The 18066-nt window shown below is 61.0% G+C and carries 15 protein-coding genes; 5 read left to right on the forward strand and 10 right to left on the reverse strand.

Features of this window, described 5'->3' with window-relative positions; all coding sequences use genetic code 11:
* Positions 1 to 78 precede the first annotated feature (78 nt).
* The 4 genes from sutA to glnK form a co-directional block, all read right to left on the reverse strand.
* The gene (gene sutA, locus C4J87_RS25100) at positions 79 to 411 is read right to left on the reverse strand and encodes a transcriptional regulator SutA (protein ID WP_124364948.1); all 333 of its coding nucleotides are present in this window, start codon (positions 409 to 411) and stop codon (positions 79 to 81) included.
* Positions 412 to 513: 102 nt separating this feature from the next.
* Positions 514 to 939, reverse strand: coding sequence for a secondary thiamine-phosphate synthase enzyme YjbQ (locus C4J87_RS25105; protein WP_124368800.1), 426 nt, complete (start codon positions 937 to 939; stop codon positions 514 to 516).
* A gap of 210 nt (positions 940 to 1149) precedes the next feature.
* A complete protein-coding gene (locus tag C4J87_RS25110) occupies positions 1150 to 2490 on the reverse strand; it encodes an ammonium transporter (protein ID WP_124364950.1) in 1341 nt (446 codons plus the stop codon).
* A 34-nt stretch (positions 2491 to 2524) separates the two neighbouring features.
* A complete protein-coding gene (gene glnK / locus C4J87_RS25115; RefSeq protein WP_002555808.1) occupies positions 2525 to 2863 on the reverse strand; it encodes a P-II family nitrogen regulator in 339 nt (112 codons plus the stop codon).
* A 422-nt stretch (positions 2864 to 3285) separates the two neighbouring features.
* Between glnK and C4J87_RS25120 the strand changes: the two genes are divergently transcribed.
* Both C4J87_RS25120 and C4J87_RS25125 read left to right on the forward strand, forming a co-directional pair.
* Positions 3286 to 3549 carry an accessory factor UbiK family protein gene (locus C4J87_RS25120; protein WP_124368801.1) on the forward strand — a complete coding sequence of 88 codons (264 nt, stop codon included), beginning with the start codon at positions 3286 to 3288 and terminating at the stop codon, positions 3547 to 3549.
* 316 nt (positions 3550 to 3865) lie between these two features.
* On the forward strand, positions 3866 to 5362 hold the full coding sequence (locus tag C4J87_RS25125) for a YifB family Mg chelatase-like AAA ATPase (protein ID WP_124368802.1): 1497 nt from the start codon (positions 3866 to 3868) through the stop codon (positions 5360 to 5362).
* A 33-nt stretch (positions 5363 to 5395) separates the two neighbouring features.
* Here the strand turns inward: C4J87_RS25125 and C4J87_RS25130 are convergent, their stop codons facing one another.
* Both C4J87_RS25130 and C4J87_RS25135 read right to left on the reverse strand, forming a co-directional pair.
* On the reverse strand, positions 5396 to 7372 hold the full coding sequence (locus C4J87_RS25130; protein ID WP_124368803.1) for a methyl-accepting chemotaxis protein: 1977 nt from the start codon (positions 7370 to 7372) through the stop codon (positions 5396 to 5398).
* 178 nt (positions 7373 to 7550) lie between these two features.
* Positions 7551 to 8471 (reverse strand): LysR substrate-binding domain-containing protein, encoded by a 921-nt coding sequence (locus C4J87_RS25135; protein ID WP_124368804.1) that lies wholly within the window; start codon positions 8469 to 8471, stop codon positions 7551 to 7553.
* Between the two features lie 151 nt (positions 8472 to 8622).
* Between C4J87_RS25135 and C4J87_RS25140 the strand changes: the two genes are divergently transcribed.
* Positions 8623 to 10026: a NorM family multidrug efflux MATE transporter gene (locus tag C4J87_RS25140; RefSeq protein WP_124368805.1), complete on the forward strand. Its 1404-nt coding sequence runs from the start codon at positions 8623 to 8625 to the stop codon at positions 10024 to 10026.
* A gap of 126 nt (positions 10027 to 10152) precedes the next feature.
* Here C4J87_RS25140 and C4J87_RS25145 read toward each other — a convergent pair whose 3' ends face one another.
* Positions 10153 to 11817, reverse strand: coding sequence for a bifunctional diguanylate cyclase/phosphodiesterase (locus C4J87_RS25145; protein ID WP_124368806.1), 1665 nt, complete (start codon positions 11815 to 11817; stop codon positions 10153 to 10155).
* Between the two features lie 265 nt (positions 11818 to 12082).
* Between C4J87_RS25145 and rep the strand changes: the two genes are divergently transcribed.
* Together rep and C4J87_RS25155 are read left to right on the forward strand one after the other, a co-directional pair.
* On the forward strand, positions 12083 to 14092 hold the full coding sequence (gene rep, locus C4J87_RS25150; RefSeq protein WP_124364957.1) for a DNA helicase Rep: 2010 nt from the start codon (positions 12083 to 12085) through the stop codon (positions 14090 to 14092).
* A gap of 58 nt (positions 14093 to 14150) precedes the next feature.
* A complete protein-coding gene (locus C4J87_RS25155) occupies positions 14151 to 14720 on the forward strand; it encodes a xanthine phosphoribosyltransferase (protein WP_003176890.1) in 570 nt (189 codons plus the stop codon).
* Between the two features lie 108 nt (positions 14721 to 14828).
* On the opposite strand, the gene C4J87_RS25160 is transcribed toward C4J87_RS25155, so the two are convergent.
* The 3 genes from C4J87_RS25160 to C4J87_RS25170 all read right to left on the reverse strand — a co-directional run bounded on the left by C4J87_RS25160 (position 14829) and on the right by C4J87_RS25170 (position 18030).
* Positions 14829 to 16751: an acetyl-CoA hydrolase/transferase C-terminal domain-containing protein gene (locus C4J87_RS25160; protein ID WP_124368807.1), complete on the reverse strand. Its 1923-nt coding sequence runs from the start codon at positions 16749 to 16751 to the stop codon at positions 14829 to 14831.
* 138 nt (positions 16752 to 16889) lie between these two features.
* Positions 16890 to 17300: a cytochrome c5 family protein gene (locus C4J87_RS25165; protein ID WP_124369032.1), complete on the reverse strand. Its 411-nt coding sequence runs from the start codon at positions 17298 to 17300 to the stop codon at positions 16890 to 16892.
* Between the two features lie 181 nt (positions 17301 to 17481).
* A complete protein-coding gene (locus C4J87_RS25170) occupies positions 17482 to 18030 on the reverse strand; it encodes a cupin domain-containing protein (RefSeq protein ID WP_003176893.1) in 549 nt (182 codons plus the stop codon).
* Between the last annotated feature and the right edge of the window lie 36 nt (positions 18031 to 18066).

Below are 18066 nucleotides of genomic sequence, written 5' to 3' on the forward strand. Positions count from 1 at the left end.
ACAACGCTCGAATAAATCAGCAGGCATGAAAAAACCCGCAGCGACGGCGGGTTCTTTCTTACAAGCAGGTAGCTGACCTCAGATAGGACGGCTGCCGTATTTGTTATCCGGCTTCTTCGGTGGATCAGCCACCACGTTGGGCTCGACTTCGACCACTTTGCCGCCTTTGGCGAGGAATTCTTCCATCGCACGGGCAAGGGCATCGCGCTCTTTGTTCTTGGCTTCAACGCTGGGCAGCTCGTCTACCGAAACAGCCGCCTTGGCCTTGCCTTTGGCTTTGGGCGCGACATCATCGCCAGCACTGTCATCAAGGTCTTCAGCAACGTCATCAGCCGCCGCTTCAAGACTTTCCTCAGTGTCGTCTTCGTCACCTACTTCGAGGTCGTCGTTTTCCAGATCATCGTCGCTCATGTTCTACCTCATGACTTGCGAAAAGCAGATTAGTTATAGCCCAGCTTCACCCTCTGTCGAGGTCGCCGGAAAAAAATCAACATCCACTGGATCACCAGTGGCTTATGCCCCTTCACCGTGCAAGGTGGCGAGGACTTTACGAGCACCGCCGTGATCACGGTGCTCGCCCAGATAAACACCTTGCCAGGTCCCCATCGCCAAGCGGCCAGCCTTCACCGGCAAACTCAGCTGGCAGCCCAGGAGACTGGCCTTGAAGTGCGCCGGCAGATCATCCGGACCTTCGTCGTTGTGTTCGAACCCTGCATGGCCTTGCGGCACCAGCAAGTTGAAGAAACGCTCGAAGTCACGGCGAACCGCCGGATCGGCATTCTCGTTGACCGTCAACGAGGCCGAGGTGTGCTGCAGCCACAGATGCAACAGGCCCACGCGACACGCCTTCAATTCAGGCAAGCCGGCAAGCAACTCGTCGGTCACCAGGTGAAAGCCCCGGGGCTTGGCCCGAAGGGTAATCAGGGTCTGTTGCCACATACAGTTCTCCGCCCATCGGCGCGCATTCTAGCGCGCTCTGGAAAAAAACAAAGTGCCGAATACGCCTACATGTCTGTAAGACATTCGCACCCTTAAAAGTGCCGTGTGGATCCCATCACAAAGTTGACGAAAAACCCATGCCACTTATAGGCAGAGACAAACGCCAGACAAAAAAATGCCCGGCAAGCCGGGCATCTTTTTTTTGCGTACTTACAGGTTGTAGCCGCGCTCGTTATGTTGCGCCAAGTCGAGACCGACCGCCTCTTCCTCTTCGGTGACGCGCAGGCCCATGACCATGTCCAGCACCTTGAGGATCACGTAGGTGACGATCGCCGTGTAGATCACGGTGAAGCCGACGCCTTTGCACTGGATCCACACCTGGGCGGCGATGTCAGTGGTAGCGGCGTTGAAGCCACCCATCGACGGAGCCGCGAACACGCCGGTCAGGATCGCGCCGAGGATACCGCCGATACCGTGCACGCCGAAGGCATCCAGGGAGTCGTCGTAGCCCAGCTTGCGCTTGAGGGTAGTGGCGCAGAAGAAACACACCACGCCCGCCGCCAGGCCAATGACCAGGGCGCCCATCGGGCCCACGGTGCCAGCCGCCGGAGTGATCGCAACCAGGCCGGCCACCACCCCCGAGGCGATGCCCAGTGCGCTCGGCTTACCGTGGGTGATCCACTCGGCGAACATCCAGCCCAGCGCCGCAGCAGCGGTAGCAATCTGGGTAACCAGCATCGCCATGCCGGCCGTGCCGTTGGCTGCGGCAGCGGAACCGGCGTTAAAGCCGAACCAGCCGATCCACAGCATGGCCGCGCCGATCAGGGTGTAACCCAGGTTGTGCGGGGCCATCGGGGTGGTCGGGAAGCCTTTACGTTTGCCGAGCACCAGGCACGCCACCAGGCCAGCCACACCGGCGTTGATGTGCACCACGGTGCCACCGGCGAAGTCCAGCACGCCCCAGTCCCACATCAGGCCGCCGTTGCCGCTCCAGACCATGTGCGCAATCGGCGCATAGACCAGGGTGAACCAGATGCCCATGAAAATCAGCATCGCGGAGAACTTCATGCGCTCGGCGAAGGCACCGACGATCAGCGCCGGAGTGATGATGGCGAACGTCATCTGGAAGGTGATGAACACCGCTTCCGGAAACAGCGCCGCAGGCCCGGTAATGCTGGCTGGAGTGACCCCTGCCAGGAATGCCTTGCCCATGCCGCCGAAGAAGGAGTTGAAGTTGACGACGCCCTGCTCCATACCGGTGGTATCGAACGCAATGCTGTAACCGTAGACGACCCACAGGATGCTGATCAGGCCAGTGATGGCAAAGCACTGCATCATCACCGACAGAATATTCTTGGAGCGGACCATGCCGCCGTAGAACAGCGCCAGACCAGGAATGGTCATGAACAGCACCAGTGCGGTGGCGGTCAGCATCCAGGCAGTGTCGCCGGAGTTGAGGACTGGAGCCGCCACTTCGTCTGCCGCCATTGCAAGGCTTGGCATTACGATGGACAACAGGGCTCCGAGCCCTGCGAATGTACGCAGAGTCATAGTGTTTTCTCCTGGGGCGTTGGGGTTTGGCGGCTTAGATTGCGTCGGTATCGGTTTCGCCGGTACGGATGCGGATAGCCTGTTCCAGATTGACCACGAAGATCTTGCCGTCACCGATCTTGCCGGTGTTGGCGGCCTTGGTTATCGCCTCGATAACCCGGTCAAGATCCTTGTCGTCAATGGCGACATCAATCTTCACCTTCGGCAGGAAATCGACCACATATTCCGCGCCGCGATACAGCTCGGTATGACCCTTCTGCCGACCGAAGCCCTTGACCTCAGTAACGGTAATGCCCTGCACGCCGATCTCGGACAGTGACTCGCGTACGTCGTCCAACTTGAACGGCTTGATGATGGCAGTGACTAGCTTCATGAAAACTCTCTCCCGAATTGGTGGACTTGCCCCAGGAAAACAAACCCGTCTCAAGTCTAAGCGCAGTGCCTGGCTTTGTAACGCATCGTCGCCTCGGCATTTACCGTAGCGACGCCAGCGAACCACTGGTGACGAAACCTGTACCCCTGATCCGTCGGCGCACTGCATTCGTCACAGCGACTGCATCAGTGCATGGGTCATGATCGTCTAAGCAGAAACCTTGCCATCTCCGTAAAACTCACTGAAATCAGTCCATTGCCCACTCATGCCCACCTGCGGGGCGTTCCGGCGGTGGCGATGCGCATCAAAACAGTGCGCAAGCGCCCATCCCGATGCGCGAAAAGCGTGCGCGCCAGGGCCGTGAAAAGACTATAGACGCTGCGTGATACACTGCCTGCCAACAGTTTTCCGGAATATTTCCCATGCTCGCGCCCAAAGACTTCCTCGACGCCCTGAGCGGCCACGCCTCTCGCCTGTTCAGCGGCGACACTCCGCTGCCCCGCAATGAAATCGAAAGCCAGTTCAAGGCACTGCTGCAAAGTGGCTTCAGCAAGCTCGATCTGGTGAGCCGTGAAGAGTTCGACAGCCAGATGGTGGTGCTCGCCCGCACGCGTGCGCGGCTGGAAAGCCTGGAGGCAAAAATGGCGGAACTGGAAGCGCGGCTGACGCCGCCCTCTGCCGAGTGAACGCAATCAGTGTGGGAGGGGGCAAGCCCTAATGCCAGTCAGTTAAGGCTTTTTGTAGGAGCGAGCTTGCTCGCGAAGAACTCAGTGCCTCCGCGTTTATTCAGAATGAACGCGTTGCCTGGGCGTTTTTCGCGAGCAAGCTCGCTCCTACAGTGGACCACTTTCGCTTAACTGACTGACATTAGGGCAAGCCCCCTCCCACATTTGTCCGGCGTCTTGGCCTGATACGTTCTGTAAAACCTCCCCCGCTTTGCTTTTCCCACCCTCGTCTACCCTTGAATAACCCGCAGGAAGCGGCCCCATTCAAGGATCGAGCATGTCCCTCGCCATCGTCCACAGTCGCGCCCAGATCGGCGTTGAAGCCCCCGTCGTCACGGTTGAAGTGCATATGGCGAATGGCTTGCCATCACTGACGCTGGTGGGCTTGCCTGAGACGGCGGTAAAGGAAAGCAAGGACCGTGTACGCAGCGCCATTCTCAATTCGGCCCTGCAATATCCGCCGCGTCGCATCACCCTCAACCTCGCGCCCGCCGACCTGCCCAAGGACGGCGGGCGTTTTGATTTGGCAATTGCCCTGGGGATCCTGGCGGCCAGTATGCAGGTGCCGGCGTTGATGCTCGATGATGTTGAGTGCCTGGGCGAGTTGGCGCTGTCCGGCGAGGTACGCGCGGTGAAAGGCGTGTTGCCTGCCGCATTGGCGGCGCGCAAGGCCGGGCGCACCTTGATAGTGCCCAGGGCGAACGCTGAGGAAGCGTGCCTGGCATCGGGATTGAAGGTGATTGCGGTGGACCACTTGCTGCAAGTGGTGGCGCACCTGAACGGGCATGTACCGATCGAGCCCTACCAGGCGGACGGCTTGCTGTATTTGAACAAACCTTACCCGGACCTCAGTGAAGTACAGGGCCAGTTGGCCGCCAAGCGTGCCTTGCTGATCGCGGCTGCGGGGGCGCACAACCTGTTATTCAGCGGGCCGCCCGGCACTGGCAAGACCTTGCTCGCCAGCCGCCTGCCGGGGTTGCTGCCACCACTGAGTGAGCACGAAGCGCTGGAAGTCGCGGCGATTCAATCGGTGGTCAGCCTGGCGCCGTTGAGCCATTGGCCGCAACGGCCGTTTCGCCAGCCGCACCACTCGGCGTCTGGCCCCGCGCTGGTCGGCGGCGGATCGAAACCACAACCGGGGGAAATCACCCTGGCCCACCACGGCGTATTGTTCCTCGACGAATTGCCGGAGTTCGATCGCAAAGTCCTGGAGGTGCTGCGTGAGCCACTTGAGTCGGGGCATATCGTGATTTCCCGCGCCCGCGACCGGGTAAGCTTCCCGGCACGCTTCCAATTGGTCGCGGCGATGAACCCCTGCCCTTGCGGCTATCTGGGCGAACCCAGCGGCCGTTGTCGATGCACACCGGAGCAGATCCAACGCTATCGCAACAAGCTGTCCGGGCCGTTGCTGGATCGAATCGATCTGCACCTGACCGTGGCGCGGGAGGCCACGGCACTGAGCCCGGCACAACAGACCGGTGACAACACTGCGAAAGCTTCCGCAGCAGTGGCCGATGCACGGGAACGCCAGCAACGCCGCCAAGGATGCGCCAACGCCTTCCTCGACCTGCCGGGGTTGCGCAAGTACTGCAAGCTGGCAAAGGTCGATGAAGGCTGGTTGGAAAGCGCATGCGAACGACTGACGCTGTCGCTGCGGGCGGCCCATCGGTTGCTCAAGGTAGCGCGTACCCTGGCGGACCTGGAACAAACAGAGAACATCGCCCGCCACCATCTGCAAGAGGCCTTGCAGTACCGTCCGGCGGCGAGCACTTGAGCCATGCGCCTGCGCATTCTGAATGGCGGTGGCTTAGCGGAACCGGTCTACTTCATGCCGCAGGCCCGCCGCCAGGGTCTCCAGTTCCTTGGCGGTGATCGCCAGGTTCGACACCACTTCACGCTGCTCGCTGTTAGCCAGCGCAATACTTTGCAGGTTGCTGCTGAGCAAGGTCGCGGTGCTGCTCTGCTCCTGGGTGGCGGTAGTGATGGCGGCGAACTGCTGGCCGGCCGAGCGGCTCTGCTCGTCGATGCGCGCCAGGGCCGAAGCCACGTCGGCATTGCGCGACAGGCCTTCCTGCATCAGCACATTGCCGTGTTCCATGGTGCTGATGGCATTCCCGGTTTCCTGCTGGATGCTCTGGATCATGCCGGAAATTTCATCGGTGGCCTGGCGGGTGCGCGAGGCCAGATTGCGCACTTCGTCGGCGACCACGGCAAAGCCACGGCCTTGCTCGCCCGCGCGGGCAGCTTCGATGGCAGCATTCAGCGCCAGCAAATTGGTCTGTTCCGCGATCGACGTAATCACGCCGACGATGCCGCCGATTTCCTGGGAACGCTGGCCCAAGGTGTTGATCACTGTAGCGGTGCTGTTCAGGGCGGTGGCGATATGTTCCAGGGACGACGACGCCTCCTGCATCGAGGCACGCCCGATGCGGGTCTGCTGGGCATTTTCCTGGGCCAGGCGCTCGGTGCTGCCCATGTTGTCAGCGATATTCAGCGAGGTGGCGCTGAATTCTTCCACCGCGCCCGCCATGCTGGTGATCTCGCCGGACTGCTGTTCCATGCCTTCATAGGCACCGCCAGACAAACCGGACAACGCCTGGGCACGGCTGTTGACCTCTTCAGCCGCCTTGCGGATGTGCGAAACCATGGTCGACAGCGCTTCGCCCATCTGGTTGAAGCTGCGCGCCAACTGGCCGATTTCATCATGGCTGGAGACGTTCAGGCGCGCGCTCAGGTCGCCCGCACCGAGCGCTTCGGCTTGGCGCACCAGGTCACTCAGGGGCGCGAGCTTGCTGCGCAACAGCCACACGGTGGCGCCCACCGCCAACAGCATGGCCAGCACGCTGCCGATCACCAGGCGCAGGCCGACGTCCCAGGTCACTGCACGAATCTCAGCCTTCGGCATGCTCGCCACCACCGCCCAGGGGCCGCCCTCGAACGGTACCGAAACGCTGTAGAAATCTTCGTTTTTATCGCTCCAGAAGCGCCCTTCACCCGGCTTCTTCGCCAGGTCGAGCATCACCGGAATGGCTTGATCCAAGGCTTGTACACCGGCCGGCGGCACCAGCCAGTGCTTCTGTTCATCCAGCAACGAGAGAGAGCCGGTCTGGCCGATACGGAAGCGCTTGAGGTTGTCGAACTGGGCTTTCTGCTCGTCGGTGTAGTCGAAACCGATGAACAGCACCGCAATGACTTTTCCGCTGGCGTCACGCACCGGGCTGTACTGGGTCATGTACGAGCGATCGAACAACACTGCCCGACCGATGTAGGTCTGCCCGCTGAACACACGCTGGTAGGCCGGCCCCTGGCGGTCCAGCACGGTGCCGATGGCGCGGTTGCCATCCTGCTTGGTCAGGGACGTGCTGATGCGGACAAAGTCATCGCCGCTGCGCACGAATACCGTGGCCACGCCGCCGGACATGTCCTTGAATTCATCCACTTCGCTGAAGTTGTTGTTCAGCAACTGGCTGCCCAGGTAGAGGCTTGGGGTTTGCACACCGGCCACGGCGACTGGCTGGTCCGCACGCACGCTCAAGCCGGCGCCGAAGCGCTTTTCAAACAGCCCGCTCAAACGCTGGGTGCTCTCGCGCAAGGTGCTGTGGAAGGTATTGAGTTGGTCGGCGAGCAGGCGCGCCTCGCTGGCCAAGTGTTCCTCGCGGGTGGCGAGGTTGGCGGTGTCGAGGGAGCGTAGAGCGAAAACGGTACTGCCGCTGATTACGACAGCAAGAATCACGGCCAATGCGAGGCCTAACTGGGAGGCGATCCGAGCGCGAGGTTGAGACATGACAGCTCCTGAGCCGAGGCCAGGATCATCCTGATCTCTTAGCGCTGCTCGGCGAATTATCTGGTGGGAAACGTAAGTGCACGATGGTTCCAACACTCCTACTTCGGCGGGGTTTTACAATACTTGAGCGATTCACAGGGGTATCGCGCAAACGATTGCCGTACACATGCCAAACCCTTCATTCAAGGCGGGCCACTTCGGGCAAAACCATCGCATGCACCTCGCCCTGGAGAAACTCCGCCAAACGCCGCAGGCGCTCACCACCGGGGCGGGTTTTGGGCCACACCAGGTAATAGCTTTCCCCGCTGGCGACGGCCGTTGGCCAAGGCAGGCTCAGGCGTTTCTGGGCGACGTCCTCGGCCACCATCAGCAGGTCACCCATGGACACCCCATAACCCCGCGCGGCGGCGATCATGCCCAACTCCAGCGTATCGAACACCTGCCCACCCTTGAGCGAAACCCGGGACGCCAACCCCATGCGTTCCAACCAGTAGCGCCAGTCGCGGCGGTCCGGTGTCGGATGCAGCAGTTCAGCCGTTGCCAGCCGCGTCACGTCCCAGGGGCCGTCATCCAACAGATTGGGCGCGCCAACCGGAATCAGCATTTCGGCAAACAGGTAACTGGCTTCCCAGTCTGCGGGAAAGTGCCCGTTACTGAGCAATACCGCGCAATCGAACGGCTCCTGGTTGAAGTCCACTTCGTCGATGTTCATCCACGCACTGGTGAGCTGCACCTCATTGCCCGGCTGCAAGGCCCGAAAGCGACTCAACCGCGCCAGCAGCCAGCGCATGGTCAAGGTGGACGGCGCTTTCATACGCAAGATGTCATCTTCGGCATTCAGGGTATGGCAGGCACGCTCCAGGGCGGCGAAACCTTCGCGCACGCCGGGCAGCAACAAGCGCGCCGCCTCCGTGAGCTGCAGGGTGCGGCCGCTGCGCTGGAAAAGCCGGCAGGCGAAATGCTCTTCGAGCGTACGAATATGCCGGCTGACCGCACTTTGGGTAATCGACAACTCCTCTGCCGCGCGGGTAAAGGAGTGGTGACGAGACGCGGCCTCGAACGCCCGCAGGGCGTAAAGCGGAGGAAGACGACGGGACATTCTGAAAGCTCCGACAGCGCAATCCGCAAACCCTACCAGAATAGATCAGGCATGAGTTTTAATCATGCAAACGATCGCTTTTATCCTTTTGTGCAATGCGCCCAAAGCGCCGAGAATCAGCCCTCTCCACCACCCTGACCTGTCGAGCGTGATGATCATGCAGCATCCGGTACGTACCGAACTCTGGGCCATTCTGCGGCTGTCGGGGCCGTTGATTGCCTCACAGTTGGCGCACATGCTGATGGTGCTGACCGACACCCTGATGATGGCCCGCCTGAGCCCCGAAGCCCTGGCCGGCGGTGGCCTGGGCGCGGCGAGCTATTCGTTCGTGGCGATTTTCTGCATCGGTGTGATTGCGGCGGTGGGCACCCTGGTGGCGATCCGTCACGGCGCGGGCGACATCGACGGCGCCACCCGCCTGACCCAGTCCGGGCTGTGGCTGGCGTGGTTGATGGCCCTGGCGGCGGCGCTGCTGCTGTGGAACCTCAAGCCAGTGCTGCTGCTGTTCGGCCAGACCGAAACCAACGTGCAGGCCGCCGGGCAGTTCCTGACCCTCCTGCCATTCGCCCTGCCCGGCTATCTGAGCTTCATGGCGTTGCGCGGTTTCACCAGCGCTATCGGCAAAGCCACGCCAGTGGTGGTGATCAGCCTGTGCGGCACGGTGGTCAATTACCTGCTCAACCACGCGCTGATCGAAGGCATGTTCGGCCTGCCGAAGCTCGGGCTGATGGGCATTGGCCTGGTGACGGCCATCGTCGCCAATGGCATGGCGTTGGCGCTGATGTGGTACATCCGCAGCAACCGGACCTACGCCGCCTACCCCCTGACTACCGGCCTGCTGCGCCTCAATACCCAGTATCTGCGCGAGCTGTGGCGCCTGGGCCTGCCGATCGGCGGCACCTATGCAGTGGAAGTCGGGCTGTTCGCGTTTGCGGCGCTGTGCATGGGCACCATGGGCAGTACGCAGTTGGCGGCGCACCAGATTGCCCTGCAGATCGTCTCGGTGGCGTTCATGGTCCCGGCAGGGATGTCCTACGCGGTGACCATGCGTATCGGCCAGCACTATGGCGCCGGGCGGTTGTTGAGCGCGCGCCTGGCCGGGCGGGTCGGTATAGGGTTCGGCGCCATGGTCATGCTGGGGTTTGCCGTGGTGTTCTGGCTGTTTTCCGACCCGCTGATCGGACTGTTCCTCGACCATGACGACCCGGCCTTTCACGAGGTGATCGTGCTTGCCGTCAGCCTGCTGGCCGTCGCGGCCTGGTTCGAACTGTTCGACGGTGTGCAGACCATTGCCATGGGCTGCATCCGTGGCCTCAAGGACGCCAAGACCACCTTCCTGGTGGGGCTCGGTTGTTACTGGCTGATCGGCGCGCCATCGGCCTGGTTGATGGCGTTCACGTTAGGCTGGGGGCCGACCGGCGTGTGGTGGGGCCTGGCGCTGGGCCTTGCCTGTGCGGCGGTGAGCCTGACGTGGGCGTTTGAGGCGAAGATGAAACGCATGATTCGACAGGAGCCGGAAATACAAACTGGTTTCCAGACCGCACAGACGCACTAAGGGCCTACTCGATTAGAAATGTGGGAGGGGCTTGCCCCCGATGGCGGCGTGTCAGTCACCGGATGTGTTGACTGATACACCGCCATCGGGAGCAAGCCCCCTCCCACATTTTTAGATTGAGTTTATTCAGCCCAACAACGCCTGCTGGCCCTTGCCAAACGTCAGGTACTCCACCAGCTCGGCCAATGGCAACGGTTTACTGATCAAGTAGCCCTGGGCTTGATCGCAACCAAACAGCCTCAAAAGCGCAAGCTGCTCGGCGGTCTCCACGCCTTCGGCCACCACTTCCAGGTTGAGGTTGTGGGCCAGGTTGATCATGGCGTGCACCAGTTTGCGATTCTCTTCGCGCTCTTCCATGCCGCCGACGAAGCTCTTGTCGATCTTCAACAAGGCAATCGGCAGGCTGTTGAGGTGCACGAACGATGAGAACCCGGTGCCGAAGTCATCCAGGGAAAACCGCACGCCGAGGCGACCGAGGGCGTCCATGGTCTGTTTGACCAGGTCGCTGCGACGCATCACGGCGGTTTCGGTCAACTCGAACTCCAGCCATTGCGCTTCCACGCCACGCTCGGCAATCAGCCGACTGAGTGTCGAGAGCAGTTGACTGTCCTGAAATTGGCGAAACGACAAGTTGACCGCCATGTGCAACGCCGGCAGGCCGCGTTCGCGCAGGTCCTGCATGTCGCGCAGGGCGCGGGAAATCACCCAATACCCCAACGGCACGATCAGGCCGCTCTGCTCGGCCAGGGGCACGAACTCGCTCGGTGGCAACAGGCCACGCTCGCCGTGGCGCCAACGCACCAAGGCTTCCAGGCCCACAATATGCCCATCGTCCAGGTCCAGGCGCGGCTGGTAGTGCAGCTCCAGCTCATCGCGGCGCAGCGCACGGCGCAATTCGCTTTCCAGGTCGGCCAGGCTGCGCGCGTTGCGGTTGATGCGTTCGTTGAAGATATGAAAGGTACAGCCCTGGGTGCTTTTGGCCTGCTGCATGGCGATATGGGCGTGCCACATCAACGGGTCGGCCCCGGCGCGGGCGCGGGCATGCGCCACACCCAGGCTGCAGCCGATCAGCAGGCTTTCACCGTCCACCCAGTAAGGCTCGGCCATGACTTCGGTGATGCGCTCGGCCATCCACTCGGCGCGCTGGGGCGCACGGCGGGTGTCGATCAGCAGCGCGAACTCATCGCTGCCCAGGCGCGCCAATTGGTCACCGGCTTCAAGCTGGCTCTTGAGCCGCGATACCACCTGCAGGATCAAACGGTCGCCGGCCTGATGACCGAGGGCATCGTTGGCGTGACGGAAATTGTCCAGGTCCAGGTGACCGAGGGCCAGGCCGCGACCTTCGTTATCCGCCAGCCGCGCCGCCAGCAAGGTCTGGAAACCCTGGCGGTTGGCGATACCGGTGAGCGGGTCCTGTTCGGCCAGGCGCTGCAACGTGTTCTCCAGTACGCCACGCTCGCGCACATGGCGCAGGCAGCGGCGCAAGGTATCGGCGTCCAGCACGGAATGGACCAGCCAATCGCTGACACCGAGCGGCGCAACCAATGGTTCCTGTTCCAGCAACAATACACACGGCAAGCTGCACCGGCCCGGGCCGGGTTGCAGAGGGGGCGTGGTCAGGAGCACCGCACCGTGGTCATCGTCGAACAGACGACTCACCGAGTCCCAGTTGGGCGCGCTGATCAGCACAGCCCCGTCGCCCATCGGCGCCAGGCACTCGCGCAACAACGCTGCCCACTCAGGCTCATCGGCCAGCAGCAGCAAACGCAAGGGTTCGACAGGCGTAGACAAGCTAGCTCCCTAGACTCGGCAAGAATTCGTTGGCGGTGGCATTATGACGTGCGGTCTGACAATGACCAATGCCTGACAAATGATAGGTGCTATCAAACACGCCGACTGTGAAAAATAGTCGCAATACCCCGCACATCCTGCGTCAAAGTAGCAAAACCGGCAAATTTAGATCGAGTGGTACGTCACACCGTCGATCCAGGGCAGCAGAAACTTGCCAGCCTGTTAAAATGCCCGCCCTTTTGAACGACGACTCCCCGAACTCTGTATGTCCCGACTCAATCCCCGGCAGCAAGAAGCCGTGAACTACGTCGGCGGCCCTCTATTGGTGCTCGCCGGTGCTGGCTCCGGCAAGACCAGCGTGATCACCCGCAAGATCGCGCACCTGATCCAGAACTGCGGCATCCGCGCCCAGTACATCGTCGCCATGACTTTCACCAACAAGGCGGCGCGGGAAATGAAAGAGCGCGTCGGCACCCTGCTCAAGGGTGGCGAAGGCCGTGGCCTCACCGTGTGTACCTTCCACAACCTCGGGCTGAACATCATCCGCAAGGAACATGCGCGACTGGGCTACAAGCCGGGCTTTTCGATCTTCGACGAGGCCGACGTCAAAGCCCTGATGACCGACATCATGCAGAAGGAATACGCGGGCGACGACGGCGTCGACGAGATCAAGAACATGATCGGCGCCTGGAAAAACGACCTGGTCCTGCCCGCCGAAGCCCTGGAAGCCGCACGCAACCCCAAGGAACAGACCGCCGCCATCGTCTACACCCACTACCAGCGCACGCTCAAGGCGTTCAATGCGGTGGACTTCGACGACCTGATCCTGCTGCCGGTCAAACTGTTCCAGGAACACAAGGACATCCTGGAAAAGTGGCAGAACAAGGTGCGCTACCTGCTGGTGGACGAATACCAGGACACCAACGCCAGCCAATACCTGCTGGTGAAACTGCTGATCGGTACACGCAACCAGTTCACCGTGGTGGGCGACGACGACCAGTCGATCTACGCCTGGCGCGGTGCGCGCCCGGAAAACCTGATGCTGCTCAAGGATGACTACCCATCTTTGAAAGTGGTGATGCTGGAGCAAAACTACCGCTCCACCAGCCGTATCCTGCGCTGTGCCAACGTGCTGATCTCGAACAACCCCCACGAGTTTGAAAAACAACTGTGGAGCGAGATGGGCCATGGCGACGAAATCCGCGTGATCCGCTGCCGCAACGAAGACGCCGAAGCCGAGCGCGTGGCCGTGGAAATCCTCAGCCTGCACCTGCGCACCGACCGGCCTTACAGCGACTTTGCGATCCTGTATCGCGGTAACTACCAGGCCAAGCTGATCGAGCTGAAACTGCAGCACCACCAGGTGCCGTATCGCCTGTCGGGCGGCAACAGCTTTTTCGGGCGCCAGGAAGTGAAAGACCTGATGGCCTACTTCCGCCTGATCGTGAACCCGGATGATGACAACGCCTTCCTGCGCGTGATCAACGTCCCACGTCGGGAAATCGGTTCGACGACCCTGGAAAAGCTTGGCAACTACGCCACTGAACGCAAGATCTCGATGTACGCCGCCACCGACGAAATCGGCCTGGGCGAACACCTGGACACGCGCTTCACCGACCGCCTGTCGCGCTTCAAGCGTTTCATGGACAAGGTACGCGAGCAATGCGCCGGTGAAGACCCGATCAGCGCCCTGCGCAGCATGGTCATGGACATCGACTATGAAAACTGGCTGCGCACCAACAGTTCCAGCGACAAAGCCGCGGACTACCGCATGGGTAACGTCTGGTTCCTGATCGAAGCCCTGAAGAACACCCTGGAAAAAGACGAAGACGGTGAAATGACCGTTGAGGACGCCATCGGCAAGCTGGTACTGCGCGACATGCTCGAGCGCCAGCAGGAAGAGGAAGACGGCGCCGAAGGTGTGCAGATGATGACCTTGCATGCATCCAAGGGTCTGGAATTTCCCTACGTGTTCATCATGGGCATGGAAGAGGAAATCCTCCCGCATCGCTCCAGCATCGAAGCCGACACCATCGAGGAAGAACGGCGCCTGGCCTACGTGGGCATTACCCGTGCGCGTCAGACACTGGCCTTCACCTTCGCTGCCAAGCGTAAGCAATACGGCGAGATCATCGATTGTGCCCCCAGCCGCTTCCTCGATGAGCTGCCGCCGGATGACCTGGCCTGGGAAGGCAACGACGACACCCCGACTGAGGTGAAGGCCGTTCGCGGCAACAGCGCCTTGGCTGATATACGCGCGATGTTAAAGCGCTAGAATCGACTACTTTTTAATCTACTTTCGGCGCCTGTTGCGCTAACAGAGGAAGCTTTCCGTGGAAGCACTGCACAAGAAAATTCGCGAAGAAGGCATCGTGCTTTCCGATCAGGTACTCAAGGTTGATGCCTTTCTGAACCACCAGATCGATCCGGCGCTGATGAAACTGATCGGCGACGAATTCGCCGCGCTGTTCAAGGACTCGGGCATCACCAAGATCGTCACCATCGAAGCCTCAGGCATCGCCCCGGCGATCATGACCGGCCTGAACCTCGGCGTGCCGGTGATCTTCGCACGCAAGCAGCAGTCCCTGACACTGACCGAAAACCTGCTGTCGGCGACGGTGTATTCCTTCACCAAAAAAACCGAAAGCACCGTGGCAATTTCCCCACGCCACCTGACCAGCAGCGACCGCGTGCTGGTCATCGATGACTTCCTGGCCAACGGCAAGGCCTCCCAGGCGCTGATTTCGATCATCAAGCAAGCGGGCGCGACCGTCGCCGGCCTGGGCATCGTGATCGAGAAGTCGTTTCAAGGTGGCCGTGCGGAGCTGGATGCGCAGGGTTATAGGGTTGAGTCGCTGGCGCGGGTGAAGTCGCTGGCGGGTGGGGTTGTGACCTTTATCTGATTCAACACAGCTCAAAATGTGGTGGCAGTGGGTCAGCCAACCTTTTTGGTGACTGATACACCGCTATCGGGGGCAAGCCCCCTCCCACATTTTGTCTGATGTTGGCTTTTAGTGCGCGGTGGCCTGAAGGCCGGCGAGTAACAGGCGCTGATACAGATCCTCTTTCAACCCCTCCGGCTGATCCAACCGCATCCGCTTCAAATGTTCGGGAAACGCTTCCGGCTCCGGTGCTTCCAGCGCCGCCTTGCCCAGTTCCAGCATCTCCGTGAGCTTGAATTTGCTCTTGAGCCAATTCAGAGCACGCAACAGGTCCCGCTCCTCATCCGTGAAATCACTGCCCAACGGGTATTCCGGGAACAGCCGTCGATGCTTGGCCTGAATCGCCTGGAGCCGCTGCGGTGTGTTGTCGGCAAAACGCGGGTCCAGCTTGAAATCCTTGGGTAACTTACCGGCCTTTTGCGCCTGCTCAATCAGGTCGTCCTGGAAGCGCGAGTCAGTGATATTGAGCAACGCCTCAATTACCTGGGCATCCGTCTGACCGCGCAAATCGGCAATCCCGTACTCGGTAATGACGATATCCCGCAGGTGCCGGGGAATGGTGCAATGGCCGTACTCCCAGACGATATTCGAACTGACCTCCCCGGCCGACTCGCGCCAGCTGCGCAGGATCAGGACCGAGCGCGCGCCTTCCAGCGCGTGGCCCTGGGCAACGAAGTTGTACTGCCCGCCCACGCCGCTGAGCACGCGGCCATCTTCCAATTGGTCGGCCACACCGGCGCCGAGCAAGGTGACCATGATCGCGCTGTTGATAAACCGTGCGTCCTGGCGCTGTAAACGCTTGAGCTCTTCCTGGCCGTACAGCTCGTTGATATAGCTGATGCGGGTCATGTTGAATGCCAGCCGCCTGGCGTGGCTCATCTCCTGCAAGCGCTGGTAGAAACTGCGCGGGCCGAGGAAGAAACCGCCATGGATCGAGATGCCATCGGGCTGCGCCGCATCGTCGAGCAGCCCGGCGTTGGCCTGCTCCTGGGTTGCCACATCCGGGTACACCTTGCGCCGGATGATTCCGGCATCGGCCAGCACCAGCAAGCCGTTGACGAACATTTCGCTGCAACCGTAAAGGCCACGAGCGAATGGCTCAACGCCGCCCTCACGGCTGATCAAGGGCGCCCATTGATACACATCCAGGTCGGTCAGCAGCAATCGATAGGCTTCGTTGTCGGCCTGGCGCGCCAGCAATGCGGCGGTCAGCGCGTCGCCCATGGAGCCGATACCGATCTGCAAGGTGCCGCCATCACGCACAAGCGTGCTGGCATGCAGGCCGATAAAGTGGTCCTGGAAGCCCACCGGCATGTTTGGCGTGGAGAACAGCGTGGTGCTGTCTTTCTCATCGAGCAGGTAGTCGAATGCGTCCATGCCCAACTCGGCATCGCCGGGCATGTAGGGCAAGTCGCTATGGACCTGGCCGACGATCAGGATCGTCTCACCCGCTGCGCGCCGCTTGGCGATCATCGGCAGCAGGTCGAGGGTGATATCGGGGTTGCAGCTCAGGCTCAGGCGGTCGGGGTGCTCGGCGCTGCTGGCAACCAGTTGCGCCACCAGGTTCAGGCCAGCGGCGTTGATGTCCCGCGCGGCATGGCTGTAGTTGCTGCTGACGTAGTCCTGCTGCGCCGCAGCGCTGTGGAGCAGGCTGCCGGGCTGCATGAAGAACTGCTGCACGCGGATGTTTTTCGGCAGGCTGTCCGTGTGCAGGTCAGCGAGGAAATCCAGCTCGGGGTAATCGCCGAATACCCGCTCGATAAAAGGTTCAAGAAAGCGCTTCTGCAAACCGTCGCCAAGGGCGGGACGACCCAGGCTCAGCGCGGTGTAGATCGTCAGCGCCCGCTCGGGCAACTGGGCGACGCGCCGGTATAGCGCGTTGACGAACAGGTTGGGCTTGCCCAGCCCCAGGGGCATACCCAGGTGAATATGCGCTGGCAAGCGGGCCAGTACGTCGTCAACTGCTTGCTCGATTGAACACAACTGCACCATCCGACTGCTCCCGAACATTCCATGAATTGGGGTTGGACCGAGCTTGCCGGGTCTTTGCTGCAATGAACAGCCACGAAACGCAAATCGCGGGCACAAAAAAGCCGCTCGTGAGCGGCCTTTTTGGCGAAGATCGACGGGTTAGAGCCCGGACATCTTCTTGATCGCACCCTTCAGATCGTCATCCGAGCAATCCGCGCAAGTGCCCTTGGGCGGCATGGCATTGATGCCCGTGATCGCCTTGGCGAGGATGCCGTCAAGGCCGCCCTGGTGATCGGCGCGCTCTTTCCACGCGGCGGTATCGCCAACTTTCGGCGCTCCCAACAAACCGGTGCCGTGGCAAGCATTGCAGTGCTTGGCGATGATGTCGTCCGGGGTTCTCGCCCCACCGCCGCCCGCCGCGACCGCGACTTCCATGCCCTTGCATTCCTGGCCCTGGACACACACCTGGCCCACAGGCTCCAGGCGCTTGGCGATGTCATCGTTGGTCGCAGCTTGAGCGCTGACAGCCCATAGGGCCAGTACGGTTGCTGGTGCAGCCAGCATTTTCATAATTAGGTTCACGCGTTCACCCTCAATGGTGGCTATTCACGCCTGCGGCCACGGTTTCACAGGCGGCGAAAGTATAGCGGTTAGCCCGCCCGGCCGAAACAACCCTATTAAATAAAGGGAGATTCGGCCTCACGGTGTACAGCTGCGCGAACCTCTGCAACGCTGGCAGGGCGCCTCTGTTTTAAAAGTTCGCGGGTGTGGCTGCGCTGATTAGTCGCGCCGGCACGTCGAACGGATTGCGAAAACGATGGGGCTTGGTGCTTTCAAAGTAGTAGCTATCGCCTGCTTCGAGCACAAAAGTTTCAAGGCCGACCACCAGTTCCAAACGCCCTTCCACCAGAATCCCGGTTTCTTCGCCTTCGTGGGTGAGCATTTCTTCGCCCGTGTCGGCGCCTGGCGGGTAGATTTCGTTGAGAAACGCGATGGCCCGGCTCGGGTGCGCTCGGCCTACCAGCTTCATGGTGACGGCACCGTCAGAGATGTCGATCAGCTCATTGGCTTTATAGACGATCTGCGTCGGTATTTCCTGGAGGATCTCTTCGGAAAAGAACTCGACCATGGACATGGGAATGCCGCCAAGGACCTTGCGCAGGGAACTGATCGAGGGGCTGACGCTGTTTTTCTCGATCATCGAAATGGTGCTGTTGGTGACGCCCGCGCGCTTGGCAAGCTCGCGCTGGGAAAGACCTTTGAGTTTACGGATGGATTGCAGTCGTTCGCCGACGTCCAATGCAGGAGCCTCCTAGGATTCAGGCTTTGTTGTAAT

Origin of the sequence: Pseudomonas sp. R1-43-08 (assembly GCF_003852255.1) — a bacterium.
GTDB lineage: Bacteria > Pseudomonadota > Gammaproteobacteria > Pseudomonadales > Pseudomonadaceae > Aquipseudomonas.